The organism is Bradyrhizobium sp. BTAi1 (assembly GCF_000015165.1).
GTDB classification, from domain to species: domain Bacteria; phylum Pseudomonadota; class Alphaproteobacteria; order Rhizobiales; family Xanthobacteraceae; genus Bradyrhizobium; species Bradyrhizobium denitrificans.
In genome coordinates this window covers 319,077-337,111 of sequence record NC_009485.1, presented here as the reverse complement: position 1 = coordinate 337,111, position 18,035 = coordinate 319,077, and the positions used below count along the sequence as shown (strand labels likewise).

General features: G+C 66.7%; 14 protein-coding genes and 1 riboswitch. Of the genes, 11 read left to right on the top strand and 3 right to left on the bottom strand.

Annotated features, from left to right (window positions below):
- Positions 1-44: 44 nt before the first annotated feature.
- The 3 genes from BBTA_RS01590 to cysC are packed head-to-tail and all read left to right on the top strand — an operon-like array spanning position 45 to position 3,924.
- Positions 45-1,064: a hypothetical protein gene (locus BBTA_RS01590; protein ID WP_041750255.1), complete on the top strand. Its 1,020-nt coding sequence runs from the start codon at positions 45-47 to the stop codon at positions 1,062-1,064.
- Positions 1,061-2,029, top strand: a complete 969-nt coding sequence (cysD, locus tag BBTA_RS01585) for a sulfate adenylyltransferase subunit CysD (protein ID WP_012040674.1) — start codon at positions 1,061-1,063, stop codon at positions 2,027-2,029. The genes BBTA_RS01590 and cysD overlap by 4 nt, the downstream gene beginning before the upstream one ends.
- A complete protein-coding gene (cysC, locus tag BBTA_RS01580; RefSeq protein WP_012040673.1) occupies positions 2,029-3,924 on the top strand; it encodes an adenylyl-sulfate kinase in 1,896 nt (631 codons plus the stop codon). Before cysD ends, cysC begins: the two co-directional genes overlap by 1 nt.
- 27 nt (positions 3,925-3,951) lie before the next feature.
- Here the strand turns inward: cysC and BBTA_RS01575 are convergent, their stop codons facing one another.
- Positions 3,952-4,182 (bottom strand): DUF1674 domain-containing protein, encoded by a 231-nt coding sequence (locus tag BBTA_RS01575; protein WP_012040672.1) that lies wholly within the window; start codon positions 4,180-4,182, stop codon positions 3,952-3,954.
- Positions 4,183-4,378: 196 nt separating this feature from the next.
- Between BBTA_RS01575 and BBTA_RS01570 the strand changes: the two genes are divergently transcribed.
- The 3 genes from BBTA_RS01570 to purH all read left to right on the top strand — a co-directional run bounded on the left by BBTA_RS01570 (position 4,379) and on the right by purH (position 9,439).
- A complete protein-coding gene (locus BBTA_RS01570; protein WP_012040671.1) occupies positions 4,379-5,731 on the top strand; it encodes an RsmB/NOP family class I SAM-dependent RNA methyltransferase in 1,353 nt (450 codons plus the stop codon).
- A 241-nt stretch (positions 5,732-5,972) separates the two neighbouring features.
- Positions 5,973-7,688 carry a heparinase II/III family protein gene (locus BBTA_RS01565; protein WP_012040670.1) on the top strand — a complete coding sequence of 572 codons (1,716 nt, stop codon included), beginning with the start codon at positions 5,973-5,975 and terminating at the stop codon, positions 7,686-7,688.
- A 53-nt stretch (positions 7,689-7,741) separates the two neighbouring features.
- Positions 7,742-7,822, top strand: a riboswitch (ZMP/ZTP riboswitch).
- A 24-nt stretch (positions 7,823-7,846) separates the two neighbouring features.
- Complete coding sequence (gene purH / locus BBTA_RS01560; protein WP_012040669.1) at positions 7,847-9,439, top strand: bifunctional phosphoribosylaminoimidazolecarboxamide formyltransferase/IMP cyclohydrolase; 1,593 nt, start codon at positions 7,847-7,849, stop codon at positions 9,437-9,439.
- Between the two features lie 75 nt (positions 9,440-9,514).
- Here the strand turns inward: purH and BBTA_RS01555 are convergent, their stop codons facing one another.
- A complete protein-coding gene (locus BBTA_RS01555; RefSeq protein WP_012040668.1) occupies positions 9,515-10,918 on the bottom strand; it encodes an MFS transporter in 1,404 nt (467 codons plus the stop codon).
- A gap of 100 nt (positions 10,919-11,018) precedes the next feature.
- Between BBTA_RS01555 and ggt the strand changes: the two genes are divergently transcribed.
- Positions 11,019-12,788: a gamma-glutamyltransferase gene (ggt, locus tag BBTA_RS01550; RefSeq protein ID WP_012040667.1), complete on the top strand. Its 1,770-nt coding sequence runs from the start codon at positions 11,019-11,021 to the stop codon at positions 12,786-12,788.
- Between the two features lie 242 nt (positions 12,789-13,030).
- Positions 13,031-14,437: a serine hydrolase gene (locus BBTA_RS01545; protein ID WP_041750254.1), complete on the top strand. Its 1,407-nt coding sequence runs from the start codon at positions 13,031-13,033 to the stop codon at positions 14,435-14,437.
- A 4-nt stretch (positions 14,438-14,441) separates the two neighbouring features.
- Here BBTA_RS01545 and BBTA_RS01540 read toward each other — a convergent pair whose 3' ends face one another.
- On the bottom strand, positions 14,442-15,107 hold the full coding sequence (locus BBTA_RS01540) for a glutathione S-transferase family protein (protein ID WP_012040664.1): 666 nt from the start codon (positions 15,105-15,107) through the stop codon (positions 14,442-14,444).
- A 167-nt stretch (positions 15,108-15,274) separates the two neighbouring features.
- Here BBTA_RS01540 and BBTA_RS01535 point away from each other — a divergent pair, with 167 nt between their 5' ends.
- The 3 genes from BBTA_RS01535 to BBTA_RS01525 all read left to right on the top strand — a co-directional run bounded on the left by BBTA_RS01535 (position 15,275) and on the right by BBTA_RS01525 (position 18,011).
- Entirely contained in the window at positions 15,275-15,847 is a 573-nt protein-coding gene (locus BBTA_RS01535; RefSeq protein ID WP_012040663.1) for a DUF2239 family protein, read from the top strand.
- A 105-nt stretch (positions 15,848-15,952) separates the two neighbouring features.
- Positions 15,953-17,299, top strand: coding sequence for an MATE family efflux transporter (locus tag BBTA_RS01530; protein ID WP_041750253.1), 1,347 nt, complete (start codon positions 15,953-15,955; stop codon positions 17,297-17,299).
- 106 nt (positions 17,300-17,405) lie between these two features.
- Positions 17,406-18,011, top strand: coding sequence for a 2-hydroxychromene-2-carboxylate isomerase (locus BBTA_RS01525; RefSeq protein WP_012040661.1), 606 nt, complete (start codon positions 17,406-17,408; stop codon positions 18,009-18,011).
- Positions 18,012-18,035: the final 24 nt, after the last annotated feature.

Here is an 18,035-nt window from a genome sequence, read left to right as displayed (position 1 = left end):
TTTCGAACTTAAAGATTTTTTTAAACTCATAAGGGAGCGAACACATGATTCTCGATGTGACATCGGCTGACTCCATTGCCCAAATGGCCGCGCTGATCAGGGCCGAACACCCATCGCTTGACACGATGCCGCTGTCGCCCGTCGGCGCATTCCAGAGCCGGACGGTCGCGCTCGCGACCTTGATGCGCGAGGTGACGGATTGCCTGGCTGACAATTTTCGTGATCGCGCGGCGCAGGATTTCCCGATGCTCTATTTCGCATGCGGCAAGGCGCGCGTCGGATCGACCGCGCTGAGCAACCTGTTCGGCATGACCGGAATGCCGTCTTATTATCAGCCGTTGAAGGCCATGCTGCGCGATGCGATGGTCGGCCGGCCGCTGACGCCCTGGGTCATTCCATCCGCCACCGGCGAGCCGAACCTGTTCAGCAAGGAGACGATCGGCCCCTACGTCCTCGCGGAGAGCCTGTTCAATCCGCTGCAGCTGCTGATCGAGGCCGGTTACCCGCCGTCGCGGCTGCATCTCATCGCACTCGACCGCGAGCCGGCGAGCGCGCTCGCTTCCTGGCTGGACAAGCTGATCTCGCGAGCGTCGCACAGCACGCTCCTGGCGCATTACGTCATCGCCGCGCTCAGTGCCGCCCGGGTCGCAAGCTACGCCAGGCAGCACGGCATTCCTGTCACCCATTATGTCTACGAGGTCAGCAAGGAGCCGCTTTCCTCGATCCGGGTGCTGTTCGACCGCCTCGGCCTGTCCGGCATCTTCGCGGAGAAAGCCGTGACCTCCTGGCAGGAGCCGGGGCATGCGCAGGGGACCAATGCGAGGGTGATCTTTCCCGCCGAGGCGACCATCTACAAGGTGCCCAATCTCCACACCTCCGACAGCGCCTATCGCTACCAATTCCGGGCGACAAGCTCGCTCAGCGACCATCAGCTCGCCGTCCTGGAGCGCTGCGGCGTCAACGACGTCTATCGCAATTCGGTCGCGGCCTGCGTTCGTGACCTCGACCTGAATGCGTCGACGGCGGCGCGCCTGTTCGGCGAGCGCGCGGGAGTGGCGGCATGAGTTCACTGCGTCACGCGACCGAGATCGCAACCACGCGCTGGCCGGCGGCTGCTGAGCCGCGGCCAGCGGCGCTCAACCATCTGCACCAATTGGAGGCCGAGAGCATCGCCATCCTGCGCGAGGTCGCAGCCGAGTTTCGCAAGCCGGTCATGCTGTATTCGATCGGCAAGGATTCCTCGGTCCTGCTGCATCTGGCCATGAAGGCGTTTCATCCGGCCAAGCCGCCATTCCCGCTGCTGCACATCGACACGACCTGGAAGTTTCGTGACATGATCGCATTCCGGGACCAGCGGGCACGGGAGCTCGGACTCGAGCTCCTCGTCCACGTCAATCCGGAGGGGCTGGCGCAGAAGATCAGTCCCTTCACCCATGGCTCGGCGCTCTACACGGACGTGATGAAGACCCAGGCGCTGCGCCAGGCGCTCGATGCGCATGGCTTCGACGCGGCGATCGGCGGGGCGCGGCGCGACGAGGAGAAATCACGCGCCAAGGAGCGCATCTTTTCCCATCGCAGCGCCACGCATCGCTGGGATCCCAAGAACCAGCGTCCGGAGCTCTGGCATCTGTACAACACCATGCTGGCGCCGGGCGAAAGCATGCGGGTGTTTCCGCTGTCGAACTGGACCGAGCTCGACGTCTGGGACTACATCCAGCTCGAACGCATCCCGATCGTGCCGCTGTATTTCGCCGCACGACGCCCGGTGGTCGAGCGCGACGGCGCGCTCATCATGGTCGACGACGAGCGTATGCCGCTGCGGCCGGGGGAGACGCCGCAATGGCGATCAATCCGATTCCGGACGCTCGGCTGCTATCCGCTGACCGGCGCAACGCCATCGACGGCCTCTGACCTTGCCGCCATCATCCGCGAGATGAGGACGTCGCGGACATCGGAGCGGCAGGGCCGCGTGATCGATCGCGACAGCGCCGCCTCGATGGAGCGAAAGAAGGTGGAGGGCTATTTCTGATGGCCGTTCACGAACCAGTTCTGGGACGGACGCGCGAGTCCGCCACAATATCCACCGACGACCGGCCGACGCTGCACCTGGTCACCTGCGGCAGCGTCGACGACGGCAAGAGCACGCTGGTCGGGCGCCTGTTGTATGATTCGAAGATGCTGCTCGACGATCAGCTCGACGCGCTCGCCTCGGACAGCAAACTCGCGGGCACGGCTGGTCCGGCGCTCGATTTCGCGCTGCTGGTGGACGGGCTGCAGGCCGAGCGCGAGCAGGGCATCACGATCGACGTCGCCTATCGCTTCTTCGCGACACAGCGCCGCCGCTTCGTCATCGCCGACACGCCGGGCCACGTCCAGTACACCCGCAACATGGCCACAGGCGCCTCGCATGCGGACCTTGCCGTGGTGCTGATCGATGCCCGCAAGGGCGTTATCAGCCAGACCCGACGGCATACCCACATCCTCGCGCTGCTCGGCGTGCGTCACGTCGTGCTGGCGGTCAACAAGATGGACCTGATCGGCTTCGACGCCGACCGCTTCATGGCAATATCGGCTGATTTCCGGAGCATGGCGAAGCGGCTCGGCATCGCCGACGTACAGTGCATCCCGGTGGCAGCTCGCGACGGCGACAACATCTTCCGCGCCAGTCCGCGCATGCCTTGGTATGCAGGACCAAGCGTGATGGCGCATCTCGAATCCATCGACGTCACCGACGGCATCGATGACCGGCCGTTCCGCTTCCCGGTGCAATGGGTCAATCGGCCAAACGCGGACTTCCGGGGCTATAGCGGCCGTGTCGTCAGCGGCACCGTCCGGTGCGGCGACGCCGTGGTGGTGCACCCGTCCGGACGCCGGAGCCGCATCTCCGGCATCGTCACCGCCGATGGCCGGCTGCAACAGGCGGTGGCGGGAGAGTCCGTGACCCTGCTGCTTGCCGACGAGGTCGATGCAAGCCGCGGCGACGTGCTCGCATCGGGCGCACCGCCGATCGTGGCAGATCGGATCGCGTCCCATCTGATCTGGCTCGACGATGCCGCCATGCAGGCCGGTCGCCGCTACCTGCTCAAATCCGGAACCTCGTCGACCGGCGCCGTGATCTCGGCGTTGAAGCATCGCGTCTGCATCGATTCGATGGCGCAGGAGAGCGCGCAGACGCTGGAGGCCAACGAGATCGGCTACGCCGATCTGACGCTCGATCGGCCCCTGGTCTGCGATGCCTATCGCGACAGCCGCGAGCTCGGCAGCTTCATCCTGATCGATCCGGTGAACCGGCGAACGGTGGCAGCGGGCTTGATCGATGCGCCGCTGCGGCACGCGACCGATGTCCGCTGGCACACACTCGATATCGATAAGTCGGTGCGCGCCGGGCTGAAGCAGCAGAAGCCCTGCGTGCTGTGGTTCACCGGACTGAGCGGTGCCGGCAAATCGACCATCGCCAACTTGGTCGACCGAAGGCTGTGTGAGCTCGGCCGTCACAGCGCACTGCTCGACGGCGACAATCTCCGTCACGGCATCAACCAGGATCTCGGCTTCGCGCCGGAAGCACGGGTCGAGAACATTCGACGGGTCAGCGAGATCGCGGCGCTGTTCGTCGATGCCGGCCTGATCACCCTGGTGTCCCTGATCTCGCCGTTTCGCGCCGATCGTGACGCCGCGCGCCGGCGTTTCGCCGATGGCGAGTTCATCGAGGTCCACGTGGCCACCCCGCTCGCCACCTGCGAGGCGCGCGATCCCAAGGGTCTGTATAAGCGCGCACGCGCAGGCGAGCTGTCGAATTTCACCGGGATCGACCAGCCCTACGAAGCGCCCGACCGGCCGGAGATCGCGATCGACGGCGCGACCCTGTCGGCATCGGACGCGGCCGACCTGATCGTGAGCTATCTCCGTGAGCAGCACTATTTCTGACCGAAGAACCGCAGCGGGCGGCTCACGTCAGAAATCCGAGATGATGCCCTTGTTTTCCCAGTCGCCGTAGCGGGTCGGTTCCGGCCCCTTCGGCCCCTGCAATTCCTTGGGCCTGGGCATCGCCTCCTCCGCTGCGCGGCGACGCCGCTCCTCGGCCTCGGCCAGCGCGCGCTGCGCGGCCGGCGTCAGCGGCTTTTTCGGCGCGTCGTGGCTCGCGACCACGGACAATGCGGGTTTGCGCGGGGGCTCGTTGCTCATCCTACCATTCCACCGTTAAACCGGATCATTCCCGACCTCATCAGATCGTGTGCCCACGGCCGATGAAACAGGTCTAAAAAAAGCAGAGCCGATTCTTACATTTGGCATATTCCCGTGGCAGAGGTCCCGCAAGCTGATGGCATGCACCGGATCGTCGCGGAACTGCCTTTCTTCTTTTCGCGAGTAATCTCCAGGCATGCCCCCGCCGCGTTTTGCGACCTCTTCCGAAGTCCCTGGTCTCGCCGCCCGGCGAATCGCCGCCGACGTCGTCGACGGCGTGCTGCATAAGCATCGGACGCTCGATGACCAGCTCGACGGCACCGGCGCGCATCCGGGACTGAAGCAGCTTGCCGATCGCGACCGCGCGCTGATGCGCCGGCTGGTGGCGACCACCCTGCGGCGGCTCGGTACGCTCGGCCATGTGCTCTCGCGCCTGCTCGATCGCGGCGTTCCGACCGACGCGCCGCGGGCACAGAGTGCGCTTCTGATCGGCGCGGCCCAGATCCTGTGGATGGATGTTCCTGACCATGCCGCCGTCGACCTGTCGGTGCGGCTGGTGCAGGCCGACCGTCGCGCTGCCAAATATGCCGGGCTCGTCAACGCCGTGCTGCGTCGCTGCGCGCGCGAGGGCGCCGGGCTGCTCGATGATGTCCAGGGCCAGCCGCTCGACATCGCGCCATGGCTGCTCACGCGCTGGATCGCGCATTATGGCGAGGCGACCGCGAAGAACATTGCCGCCGCACTCGGCCAGGAGCCGTCGTTGGACCTGACCGTCAAGTCGGACGCGGCGCAATGGGCCGCGCGACTCCATGGTGAGGTGCTGCCGACCGAGACCGTCCGGACCTTGCTGCATGGCTCGGTGACGGTGCTGCCCGGCTTCGCCGAGGGACAATGGTGGGTGCAGGACGCCGCGGCCGCGCTGCCCGCCCGGCTGTTCGGCGACGTCGCCGGCAAAACCATGGCGGATCTTTGCGCCGCGCCCGGTGGCAAGACCGCGCAGCTCGCCCATGGCGGAGCGCATGTCACGGCGGTGGACCGTTCACCCGCGCGCATGGCGCGGCTGAAGGACAACATGACGCGGCTGCAGCTCACGGCCGAGACAGCGGTGGCCGACGCCGCCGAATGGCAGCCCGCAGCGACAGGCGGCTTCGACGGCATCCTGGTCGACGCGCCCTGCACATCGACCGGGACCATTCGCCGCCATCCCGACGTGGGCTGGCTGCGGAGCGAGGCCGACATCGCCGCGCTGTCGAGCGTGCAGCGCCGGCTGCTGACCAGGGCCGCCAGCCTGCTCAAACCCGGTGGGATGCTGGTCTACTGCACCTGCTCGCTCGAGCCCGAGGAGGGCGAGCAGGTCGTCGAGAGCGCGCTGGCCGATACGACCGAGTTGCGCCGAGTCCCGATCACGCCAAGCGAGGTGGCGGGATTGGCCGAGCTCATTACCGAAGCGGGCGATCTGCGGACATTGCCCTGCCACCTGCCCCACCAGGACCCGCGGCTCGGCGGCCTTGACGGTTTTTATGCGGCCAGGCTGGAGCGGCGGCCATGAGCGTGCCATCGTGCATGGGTTGCACCGGCCTGCGCCGGTAGCGGTTGAGGGCTTTCGCGTTGCGTTAGTCGTTAAATCCTGATTTCGCACCACATTTTGGCTCCGCGATGGTGCTGCACCGAGACCAAAAATGGTGTATCGGCGGCAGTCGCGATCCACTATGGGTCGCAACCGGAATCCCTTCTCAAATCCAAGGCTTGGCGTGCCCGCCGCTCAACGCAGACGCATATCGACGCTGGTTTTGGGCCGCTTCGCGCGCAGCCTGATCTCCAACGTCAGCGGCGTGTCGGTATCATTGTCCGGCGTATGGCCGGGGCGGGCCGATCGGCTGATCATTGCTCCGCACGATCTGCGCACGTCGGACGCCACGCGGGCCGCCGAGATCTATGCCGGCCGCTTCGTCTTCGCCGGCAAGATCGTCACCTGCCATGGCCGTTCGATCTTCGACCTGGAGCCGCCCTCGGAGGATTGGGAAGTCGCGCTGCTCGGTTTCGGGTGGCTGCGACATCTGCGCGCAGCCGACACCGCACTCACCCGTGCCAATGCACGGGCGCTGGTCGACGACTGGATCACCAACCAGATCGGCCGCCATCCGCTGAGCCGCCGTGCCGACGTGCTGGCGCGCAGGGTCATCTCGCTGCTGTCGCAGGCGCCATTGGTACTGGCCGATTCCGACGGCAAGTTCTACCGGCGCTATCTGCGCGGCCTCACCCGCGAGATCCGCTTCCTGCGCTATTCGACCATCGACATTCCCGACGGCGCACCGCGGCTGCAGGTGCTGATCGCGCTGTGCTATGCGGCGCTGTGCCTCGCCAATCAGGCGAAGCACATCCGCAGCGCCAGCCGCAAATTGTCCGACGAACTGCAGCGGCAGATCCTGCCCGACGGCGGCCATGTCTCGCGCAATCCCGGCGCCCTGATCGAACTTCTCATCGACCTGCTGCCGCTGCGCCAGACCTTCGCCGCGCGCAACATCGCGCCACCGCCAGCGCTGCTCAACGCGATCGATCGCATGATGCCGATGCTGCGCTTCTTCCGTCACGGCGACGGCAACATGGCGCTGTTCAACGGCATGGGCGGCACGCCGTCCGACCTGCTGGCGACGCTGCTCGCCTATGACGACACGCATGGCACGCCGATGGCGAGCATGCCGCATTCCGGCTTCCAGCGGCTCGATGCCGGCGGGATGACGGTCATCGTCGACACCGGCCCGCCGCCGCCGCCGCATCTGAGCCACGAGGCGCATGCCGGCTGTCTCGCGTTCGAACTCTCCTCGGGCGCGTGCCGCATCGTGATCAATTGCGGCATGCCGTCGACCGGTCGCGAGAACTGGCGCACCTTCGCCCGCAGCACCGTGGCGCATTCGACGCTGACCTATCACAACACCTCGTCCTGCACCTTCGTCGAGATGTCCGCGATGAAGCGCCTGCTGCATGGCGCGCCGATCGTCTCCGGGCCGACGCGGGTCGAGAATTTCCGCGAGGTCGTGCCGGACGGCACCGTGCTGTCGACGTCCCACAACGGCTACGCCGCCAAGTTCGGCCTGATCCATCGCCGCGTCCTGGTCGCGGCCGAGGACGGCTCACGGCTCGACGGCGAGGACACGGTGACGCCGGCGCAGGGCGCCCGGTTGCGCGGCGGCGGCTCCGACTATGCACTGCGCTTTCACTTGCACCCGGCGGTCAAGGCGAGCCGGCTCAGCGACGGCCGCGGCGCGATGCTGGTGCTGCCCAATCGCGAGGTCTGGACGTTCGAAACCTTCGAAGACCGGGTCGAGCTCGAGGACAGCGTGTTCCTCGCCGGCAATGACGGCCCGCGCCGGACCACCCAGCTGGTGATCCGCCAGGACGCGCAGCAGGCGGCCTCGATCCGCTGGAGCTTCGTGCGCTCGTCGACCTCGCCGAGCGACAGCAACGGCCGCCGCAACGCGCGGCGGGAGCCTGAACCGCCGCTGTGAGCGCGGCGTCGGGAACTGCCCGTTGTCGCGACGGCCAAAAGCTGATATGAGCCCGGCTCTCGCGCGACTGGCGACTTTGGATGGAGCACCATCGGGGAGCGCGGGGTGGATCGCCGTGCGCCTGGGCAAATTGAACTCCTGCAACAGGACTCTTTGCCATGACAAACCAGCTTCGTCCCGTTCATCGTGCTCTGCTCTCCGTGTCCGACAAGACCGGCCTGGTCGAGTTCGCCCGCTCGCTCGCCGCACGCGGCATCGAGCTGATCTCGACCGGCGGCACCGCCAAGGCGATTGCCGATGCCGGCCTGAAGGTGAAGGACGTCTCCGACCTCACCGGCTTTCCCGAGATGATGGACGGCCGCGTCAAGACCCTGCATCCGAAGGTTCACGGCGGACTGCTCGCGATCCGCGGCAATGACGAACACGCCGAGGCGATGAAGACCCACGGCATCGCGCCGATCGACCTGCTGGTCGTCAATCTCTACCCGTTCGAGGCCACGGTCGAGCGCAGCGCGCCGTTCAGCGACTGCATCGAGAATATCGACATCGGCGGCCCGGCGATGATTCGCGCGGCGTCGAAGAACCATGAGGATGTCGCCGTCGTCGTCGACGTCAATGATTACGACGCCGTGCTGGAAGACCTCGCCCGGCATGAGGGCTCGACCACGCTGCTGTTGCGCCGCCGCCTTGCGGCCAAGGCCTATGCCCGCACCGCTGCCTATGATGCCGCGATCTCCAACTGGTTCGCCGCCACCATTCAGAACGACGCGCCGGATTACCGCGCCTTCGGCGGCAGGCTGATCCAGTCGCTGCGGTATGGCGAGAACCCGCACCAGCACGCCGCGTTCTACGCACTGCCCGGCCGCCGTCCCGGCGTCGCCACGGCGCGCCAGGTGCAGGGCAAGGAGCTCTCCTACAACAACATCAACGACACCGACGCCGCCTATGAATGCATCGCCGAATTCGACCCGGCGCGCACCGCGGCCTGCGTGATCGTCAAGCACGCCAATCCGTGCGGCGTCGCCGAGGGCCCGGATCTGATCACCGCCTATCAGAAGGCGCTGGCCTGCGATTCGACCTCGGCATTCGGCGGCATCATCGCGATGAACCGCAAGCTCGACGCCGCCACCGCGCGCGCGATCACCGGCATCTTCACCGAGGTGATCATCGCGCCCGACGCGACCGAGGAGGCGATCGCGGTGATCGCGGCGCGCAAGACTCTGCGGCTACTGCTGGCCGGCGCCCTGCCCGATCCGCGCGAGGCCGGCCTGACGGCAAAGACGGTTGCCGGCGGGCTCCTGGTGCAGAGCCGCGACAATGCCGTCGTCGATGACATGACGCTGAAGGTCGTGACCAAGCGGGCGCCGACCGAGGCGGAGTTGCGCGACCTGCGCTTCGCCTTCCGCGTCGCCAAACACGTGAAGTCGAACACCATCATCTATGCCAAGGATTCGGCCACTGTCGGCATCGGTGCGGGCCAGATGAGCCGGGTCGATTCCGCCCGCATCGCGGCGCGCAAGGCGCTGGATGCCGCGAGCGAGCTGAAGCTCGCCGAGCCCCTGACCAAGGGATCGGTGGTCGCTTCCGACGCCTTCTTCCCGTTCGCCGACGGCATGCTGGCCTGCATCGAGGCCGGCGCCACCGCAGTGATTCAGCCCGGCGGATCGGTGCGCGACGACGAGGTCATCAAGGCCGCCGACGAGCACGGCATCGCCATGGTGCTGACCGGCGTCCGGCATTTCCGGCACTGATGAGATCGGATTGCCGGGCTTGCCCCGGCAATCCGTCGTCCAGCGAGGCTGGTCGAACTGAGATGGCTGCGCGGGTCAAGCCCGCGCATGACCATGGGCGTTGACCCGCGCCAGCAGCAGCAGCCCGGCGGCGAAGAACAGCACCAGCACGGCCATGCCGGCCTTCTGGCTCGCAGTGAGCGCGGTGACGGTGCCGATCAGCAGCGGGCCGATGAAGGATGTCACCTTGCCCGTGAGCGCGAACAGGCCGAAATATTGCGCGACCTGATCCCGCGGCACCATCCGGATCAGCAGCGAGCGCGACGCCGCCTGCAGCGGCGCGCCGCAGGCGCCGATGATGCAGCCGAGCAGCAGATAGGCGCGCTCCGGCAGCGACGCGAACAGCGGACCGCCGGGCATCGCCGGCGTCACCGGAATGAACAGGATCGAATCGCGGCTCACCAGCAGGATCGCAATGATCGCGAGCAGCAGAAGCGTCATGCTGCCGGCGATGACGCGCTTCGGTCCGAGCCGGTCGTCAAGCTTGCCGCCGAACCAGCCGCCCAGCGTGCCGGCCGCCGCGAGGATGATGCCGAACGTGCCGATCTGGATCGTGTTCCAGCCGAACGTGCCCGCCGCATAGATGCCGCCGAAGGCGAACAGCGACACGAGGCCATCGGTGTAGATCATGTTGGCGATGAGAAAGAGCGCGATGTCGCGCTGCTGCGGCAGGCTGCGCAACGTCGCCTGCAATTGACCGAGGCCCTCGCGCATCGCGGCGCCGAGCCGGTGCCGCGCCGGATAGTCCGGCGTGAACAGGAACATCGGCAGCACGAACACGATGAACCAGAGGCCGGTGAGCGGACCGGAGATGCGATCGCCCTCATGCGTCACCGGATCGAGACCGAACAGCGGCTGCAACCCGAACAGAGTGCGGCCACTGTCGGGATTGGCGGCGAGGAAGCCGAGCACGAGGATGAGCGAGACGATGCCGCCGATATAGCCGGTGGCCCAGCCGGTGCCCGAGAGGCGGCCGATGCGCTCGGGCGGCACCAGGGTCGGCATCATCGCATTGTTGAACACGGTCGCGAATTCGACGCCGATCGTGGCGAGGACATAGGCTGCGAGCAGCGGGACGATCAGCTCCGGCGCGCCGGGACGGCCGATCCACATCAGGCAGGAGCCGACCACGAGCATCGCGCCGAACGCCGCGATCCACGGCTTGCGCCGGCCGGTGGCATCGGCGATGGCGCCGAACACCGGCGACAGCAGCGCGATCACGATGCCGGCCGCGGCGGTGGCAAAGCCCCACAAGGCCTGACCGCTCGCCGCGTCGGGCGCGACATGGGCGGCGAAATAAGGCGCAAACACGAAGGTGGTGATCAGCGTAAAATAGGGCTGCGCCGCCCAATCGAAGAAGATCCAGCTGACGACGGCGGCGCGCCGCGGATAGACCCGCTGCTGAGCCGCATCTGACGTCTCGATCGTGGTAACAGCCATTGCAAAGTCCCTTGCGATCACGGCATCGCGTTTTACGCCGACGACGCGGCCCTATAACATCTGATGATCCCGGACGGATGTCAGCGACGGCAGAATCTCGATGCGCACGTTCACGTTTGATCGACGACGTTTCCTTTCGCGGCTGGCATGGGCGGCCGGCGTCACGCTGCTGCTGGCCGGTGGCGCGCCGGCGCGGGCCTTTGACGCGCAAGGCATCGACATCCCGCTGCCGCCTGGCGTCACCGCGCCGGCGCAACCACCCGCGCATGGCATGGTGGTGGCGCAGGAGCGGATCGCGGCGCAGGTCGGCGAGCGGATCCTGGCCCTCGGCGGCAACGCGATCGATGCCGCGGTCGCCACCGGCTTTGCAATGGCGGTGACCTACCCGGTCGCCGGCAATATCGGCGGCGGCGGCTTCATGGTCATCCATCTCGCCGCCAGCCATGAGGACGTCGCTATCGACTATCGCGAGACCGGGCCGGCCGCGATGACGCGCGACAGCTTTCTCGGCGCCGACGGCAAGCCCGACAATGCCAAGTCGCGCGATTCGGCGCTCTCGATCGGCGTGCCCGGATCGGTGGCGGGACTGGCGCTGGCGCTGGAAAAATACGGCTCGGGCAAATTCACTTTGGCGCAATTGCTTCATCCGGCCATCGTGCTGGCGCGCGAGGGCATCCCCGTCGCCGACGACGTCGCCGTCACCCTGCCGATGATGGCGCCGCGGCTGGCGAAGTGGACATCCTCGGCGGCGATCTTCATGCGGCCCGATGGCGCCGCGCTCAAGGAAGGCGATCGGCTGGTCCAGCGCGATCTCGCCACCACGCTGACCGCGATCGCCGAGCAGGGACCGCGCGGCTTCTACGAAGGACCGGTCGCCGACAAGCTCGCCAAGGCGATCCAGGATGCCGGCGGCATCATGACGACGGACGATCTGAAATCCTATCAGCCGGTGCTGCGCACGCCGGTGCGAGGCACCTATCGCGGCCATGACATCGTCTCGATGCCGCTACCCTCCTCCGGCGGCACCGTGCTCGTCGAGATGCTGAACATCCTGGAGGGCTTTCCGCTGGCCGAGCTCAAGCAGGGCTCCCCGGCGTCGTTGCATCTGCTGATCGAGGCGATGAAGCGGGCCTATGCGGATCGGGCCCGCTATCTCGGCGACCCGGCCTTCGTCGATGCGCCGGTGCGCGCGATGCTGTCCAAGGATTACGCGGCGCGTCAGCGCGCCAGCATCGATCCGATGCGCGCCACCAGCGCCGGCGACGTGCTCAACATCAAGCCGCTGCGCGAGGGGAGCAACACCACGCATTTCTCGGTGGTCGACAATGACGGCAACGCCGTCAGCAACACCTACACGCTGAATTTTCCATACGGCGTCGGCCTGGTCGCCGCAGGCACCGGCGTGCTGCTCAACAATGAGCTCGACGACTTTACCGCGGCGCCCGGCGCCTCCAACGCCTTCGGCCTGGTCGGCTTCGAGGCCAATCTGCCCGGTCCGGGCAAGCGGCCGCTGTCGTCGATGTCGCCGACCATCGTGCTGAAGGATGGCCAACCGGTGCTGGTAACGGGCTCGCCGGGCGGCAGCCGGATCATCTCGACCGTGCTGCAGGTGATCGTGAATGTGCTCGATTATCAGCTGGACGTCCGCGAGGCGGTCAAAGCGCCCCGCCTGCACCATCAATGGATGCCGGACGAGGTGCGTGTCGAAAAGGGCTTTGCCGATGATGTGCTCGCCGATCTGCGCGCGCTAGGCCACCGGATCGAGGAACCGATGGGGCGGACGTCAGCCAACTCGATCCTGGTCACGCCCGCAGGGCTGATCGGTGCCCCGGATCCGCGCAGCAAGGGGGCAGCCGCCGCAGGACGTTAGATCATGATGTCCTGGAACGATCGGTCTCGATCGTGTCGCACCATGATCTGCCGTTCCCGCGCGGAACCGGCCGGCGGAAGGTGCGAGGCGAGCCTGGCGGCCAGAATGAGGCAGCAGGACGATTTGCCGCCGTCTGGCGCGTCCATTCGGCCGTTCGCGCCGTTGGCGTGCCGGCCCGGGCGGGCTAGAAGAAGTCCAGGGCGCAGCGAGGGCTCGCCCGCGAGGCGACGTCGGACGTTCTGGTGCATTTGCGAAGATTCGTAGTCGGTCTGCTGGTGCTTGTGGGTCTGCTGGTGGCAGGCTGGCTCACCTATCGGCCCGATCGTGCATTACGGTCCGCGACGACGGCGGTCGCTCAGATGGTCTGTGCCAAGACCTTCGTGTCCGGCCTGGACCCGCAAACCACATTTGCCGAAACGATGGAGCGGCCGGGCCTGCGTCGCCTGCGCGCCGTCATGCGCTATCGGGTCGAGCGGGACACGCGCATCGTCGATGCCTCGCTGCTCGGCCTGCATGTCAGCCGGGCCTCCTACCATGACGGCCTCGGCTGCGTGTCGCTGCAGGGCCAGAAGCCACCTTACCTGCCGCACAGCAATGTCGGGGCGCTGCGCGCGGCCGCGCCTGCACCGGACCTGCCGGACATTGCCGCAGCCGATCCGGTCGAGCCTGCTGACGCCGGCCTGAGGGCGGCGCTCGATCACGCCTTCGAGGAGCCTGCGAGCCCGCCACTCCGGCGCACCAAGGCGGTCGTCGTCATCAAGGACGGCCGGCTGATCGCCGAACGCTACGCCGCGACGATCGGTGTCGACACGCCGCTGATCGGCTTCTCGATGACCAAGACGGTCACCAATGCCCTGCTCGGGATTCTCACCCGGCAGGGCAGGCTCAGCCCACAAATGCCGGCTCCGGTCGCGGAGTGGCGCGACGCGGCGGACGGCCGGCACGACATCACACTCGAGCAGCTGATGCGGATGACCAGCGGGCTGGCGCTGGACGAGACCAATTCAGGCTTCGATCCATCGAGCCAGATGGAGATCCACCGCGACATGGCGGCGTTTGCGGTGCATGCCCCGCTGATCGCGCCGCCCGGGCAGCGCTGGGCCTATTCAAGCGCCTCGACCCAGATCCTGGCCCGTATCATCCGCGATGCCGCCGGTGGACCGGAGCAGACCATCGAGCTCGCCTGGCGCGAGCTGTTCGGCCCGCTCGGCATGCGCAGCGCGACGCTGCAATATGACGGCACCGGAACGATGCAGGGCTACGCCAACATGCTGGCGAGCGCGCGCGACTGGGCGAAGCTCGGCCTGCTCTATCTCGGCGACGGGGTGGTCGGCGACCGACGCATTCTCCCGGAAGGCTGGGTCGCGATGTCCGCCAAGGCGACGCTGGACACCGACTATGGCGCGGGCCTGTGGACCAACCGCAGCCAGCATGCCCACGCGCTCGGACGCGCCAAGCAGGGTATCCCGGCGGACGCGTTCTTCGCCTTCGGCCTGCTCGGCCAGCGGCTCGTGATCATGCCGAGCCAGCGCATGGTGGTGGTCCGCCTCGGCGATTCCGTCGATCCGGACGGCGACATCAGGGGCGTCGCCCGGCTGGTCCGCGAGGTGATCGCGGCAACCGAGTCGCCGGCGACCGCCGTGAAGTAGCCTCTCAGCGGCCGACCTCGTAGGGGCCGCCCTTCTCCAGCGCGATCTTATAGGCAGGCCGCGCTTCGATGCGGGCCAGGAAGTCCATCGCGCGGGGATGACCGTGCTCCAGCCCGCCGCGCGACGCCGCGGCCTGCAGCGGGAAGCTCATCTGGATGTCCGCCGCGGTGAACTGATCGCCGGCGAACCATTCGCTCTTCTGGAGTTCGCTCTCCCAGAACGCCATGTGCTGTTTCAGCTGCGGGTTGACCAGCGTGGTGAGCGCCTGGTTCGACACTTTGCGCACCAGCGGACGCAGCAGCGCCGGGGCGCGCTTGGGCATGATATTGAACAGCAGCTTCAACAGCAGCAGCGGCATCGCCGAACCCTCGGCGTAATGCAGCCAATAGGAATAGCGCAAACGCTCCGGCGTCTTCGGCGGCGGGATCAGGCGGCCGTTGCCGTAGGTATCGATCAGATATTCGACGATGGCGCCGGATTCGGCGACCGTGTTGCCATTGTCGGTGATGACCGGCGACTTGCCGAGCGGATGAATGGCGCGCAGCTCCTTCGGCGCGCGCATGTCAGGCTGGCGCTCGTAGCGGATGATGTCATAGGGCACGCCGAGCTCCTCGAGCAGCCAGAGCACGCGTTGCGAGCGGGAATTGTTGAGGTGATGAACGGTCAGCATGAGGTCCCCGAAAGACGGATCGCGGAAGCAGGCGGTGTTCCGTAGCAGGGCCCGATGACTTCGGCGAGCGGCAGGGCTCGCGGCGGCGCGAATAAAATACCCGGATAATATTGACTTTAATTTCTACCCGGGTGATATTTGCCCAACATATAGGGGACCGCAAGCATATGGATACCTATACGGCCTTCGGCGGGCACACCCGGATCACGACCGGCCCGCTGGCCAAGGTGGCGCTCGTGCTCAAGCACGCTGCTCCGACCGACGCGCCGGTCATGATCTTCAGCGACCGCACTGGACAACCGATCGATCTGGACCTGCGGGGCAGTGACCGGGAAATTCTGGCACGGCTGCCGAGCGATGCCGGCTCTGCGGCCACGGAGCAGCCGACCGAGCCGCGCGGCCGCGGCCGCCCGAAGCTTGGCGTCGTCGCGCGCGAGGTGACCTTGCTGCCCCAGCATTGGGAATGGCTGAACGCGCAGCCGGGCGGTGCTTCGGTCGCATTGCGGAAGCTGGTCCATGACGCCCGGCGCGCCAGCGGCGACACCGATCGCGCCCGCGAGGCGCGCGATGCGGCCTATCATTTCATGTCGGGGATCGGCAGCCATCTGCCGCAATTCGAGGAGGCGTCACGGGCGCTGTTCGCCGGCGATCTCCCGCGCCTGGCTGCGCTGATCGCGACCTGGCCCGCCGACATCCGCGACCATGTGGTCGCGCTCGCCAACCGCCACCGCGGCGAGTAAGCCGGACAAAAAACGCCGAGGCCGACCATTCGTGGCAGGCTCCGGTCTCACCTTCTTCAACGCGACGGCCGATCCAAGCATGACGGCGGTCGACGGAAACATGCTGTGTCCGCTCCCGCTCCGCTTCGCAAGCCGTTCCTGATGTTTCTCGCGCCGATGATGCTGAGCAACATCCTGCAATCGCTGTTCGGTACCATCAACAACGTCTATCTCGGCCAGATGATCGGGGTGGACGCGCTCGCCGCAGTCTCGGTGTTCTTTCCAGCGATGTTCTTCTTCGTGGCCTTTGTCATGGGGCTCGGCTCCGGCGCCAGCATCCTGATCGGCCAGGCCTGGGGCGCCAAGGAGCCCGCGAAGGTCAAGGCGATCGCGGGTACGACGCTGACCATCACATTGCTGCTCGCCGCGCTGATCGCGGTCGGCGGACTGTTCAGCCGCGACTTGCTGAGCGCGCTCGCAACGCCCGCCAACATCCTCGATGCCGCGGCGGGCTATGCCCGTATCATGATGATCACGATGCCGCTGACCTTCGCCTATATCCTGCTGTCGTCGCAGATGCGCGCGGTCGGCGACACCGTGACACCGCTCGCTGCGCTGGCTGCATCCACCGTGCTCGGCCTGGTGCTGACGCCGATCTTCATCCGCGGCTGGCTTGGGGCGCCGCAACTCGGCGTCGCGAGCGCAGCCTGGGCCTCGGCGATCTCGACCTTGGTGACGCTCGGCGGACTCCATCTTCATCTGCTCCGGCGCAAGCATCCGCTGGCGATCGATGCGGCCTTTCTGCGCGGCATGCGGCCCGATCCGAAGCTGCTGCGCATCGTGCTGCGGCTCGGCATTCCCGCAGCGATCGGCATGATCGTGATGTCCCTGGCCGAGATGGTGCTGATCGGCCTCGTGAACGGCTTCGGCTCGGACGCGACCGCCGCCTATGGCGCGGTCAACCAGGTGCTGGGTTATGTGCAGTTTCCGGCGCTGTCGATCGCCATCTCGGTCTCGATCTTCGGCGCCCAGGCGATCGGCCGCGGCAGCCCGGAGCAGATCGGCCGCATCGTGCGCACCGGGGTCGAGATGAATGTCGTGCTGACCGGCGGCCTGGTCGTGCTGGGCTATCTGTTCTCGCGAACGCTGATGGGGTTCTTCATCACCGATCCTGAGGTGATCGAGGTCGCACAGCGCTCGCTGCACATCGTGCTGTGGAGCTCGGTTCTGTTCGGCATGTCCACGACCTTCTCGGCGGCGATGCGCGCCGGCGGGACGGTGTGGATGCCGTTGGCGATTTCCGCTTTCTCGATCGCAGCGATCGAGGTGCCCGCGGCAACGTGGCTCAGCCGCAGCATCGGCCTCGACGGCGTCTGGCTCGCTTATCCGATCACGTTCACCGCGATGATGCTGCTGCAGATGAGCTATTATCTCCTGGTCTGGCGCAAGCGGACAGTGCGCCGCATGGTCTGACGCGGGCCGCAGCATCCCGCCGCGTGCAATATGACGCTCATCATAAAGCCCTGGACGCAATTGGCGCCTTGGATCACAATATGAAAAATATCCGAGGAGACTGCCTGTGAGCCGACCAGCCCCCGAGTTCCTGTTCGATTTCGGCAGCCCCAACGCCTATCTCAGCCATGAGGCGATCCCGGCGATCGAGCAACGTATCGGCGTCCGCTTCTCTTATGTCCCCGTGCTGCTCGGCGGCATCTTCAAGGCGACCAACAACAAGTCGCCGGCCGAGTCGCTCGCCGGCATCAAGAACAAGCGCGAATTCCACGAGATCGAGACGCAGCGCTTCCTCAAGCGCTATCACGTCCAGCCCTGGGTCTGGAACCCGCATTTCCCGGTCAACACGCTGAACCTGATGCGCGCGGCCGTCGCCGCCCAGTTCGAAGGCGTGTTCGAGGCCTATGTCGACGCGGCGTTCCACCACATGTGGCGCGAACCCAAGAAGATGGACGATCCGGCAACCGCCATCGCGGCGATCACGTCATCAGGTCTCGACGGCGCGAAACTTTTCGCGCGCGCCCAGGAGCCGGAGGTCAAGGCAAAGCTCGTGGAGAACACGCAGGCCGCGGTCGAACGCGGCGCATTCGGCTCGCCGACCTTCTTCGTCGGCACCGACATGTTCTTCGGCAAGGAACAACTGCGCGATGTCGAGGAGATGATCCTCGGATGATCTCCACCGTCGCGACGAGGCCGT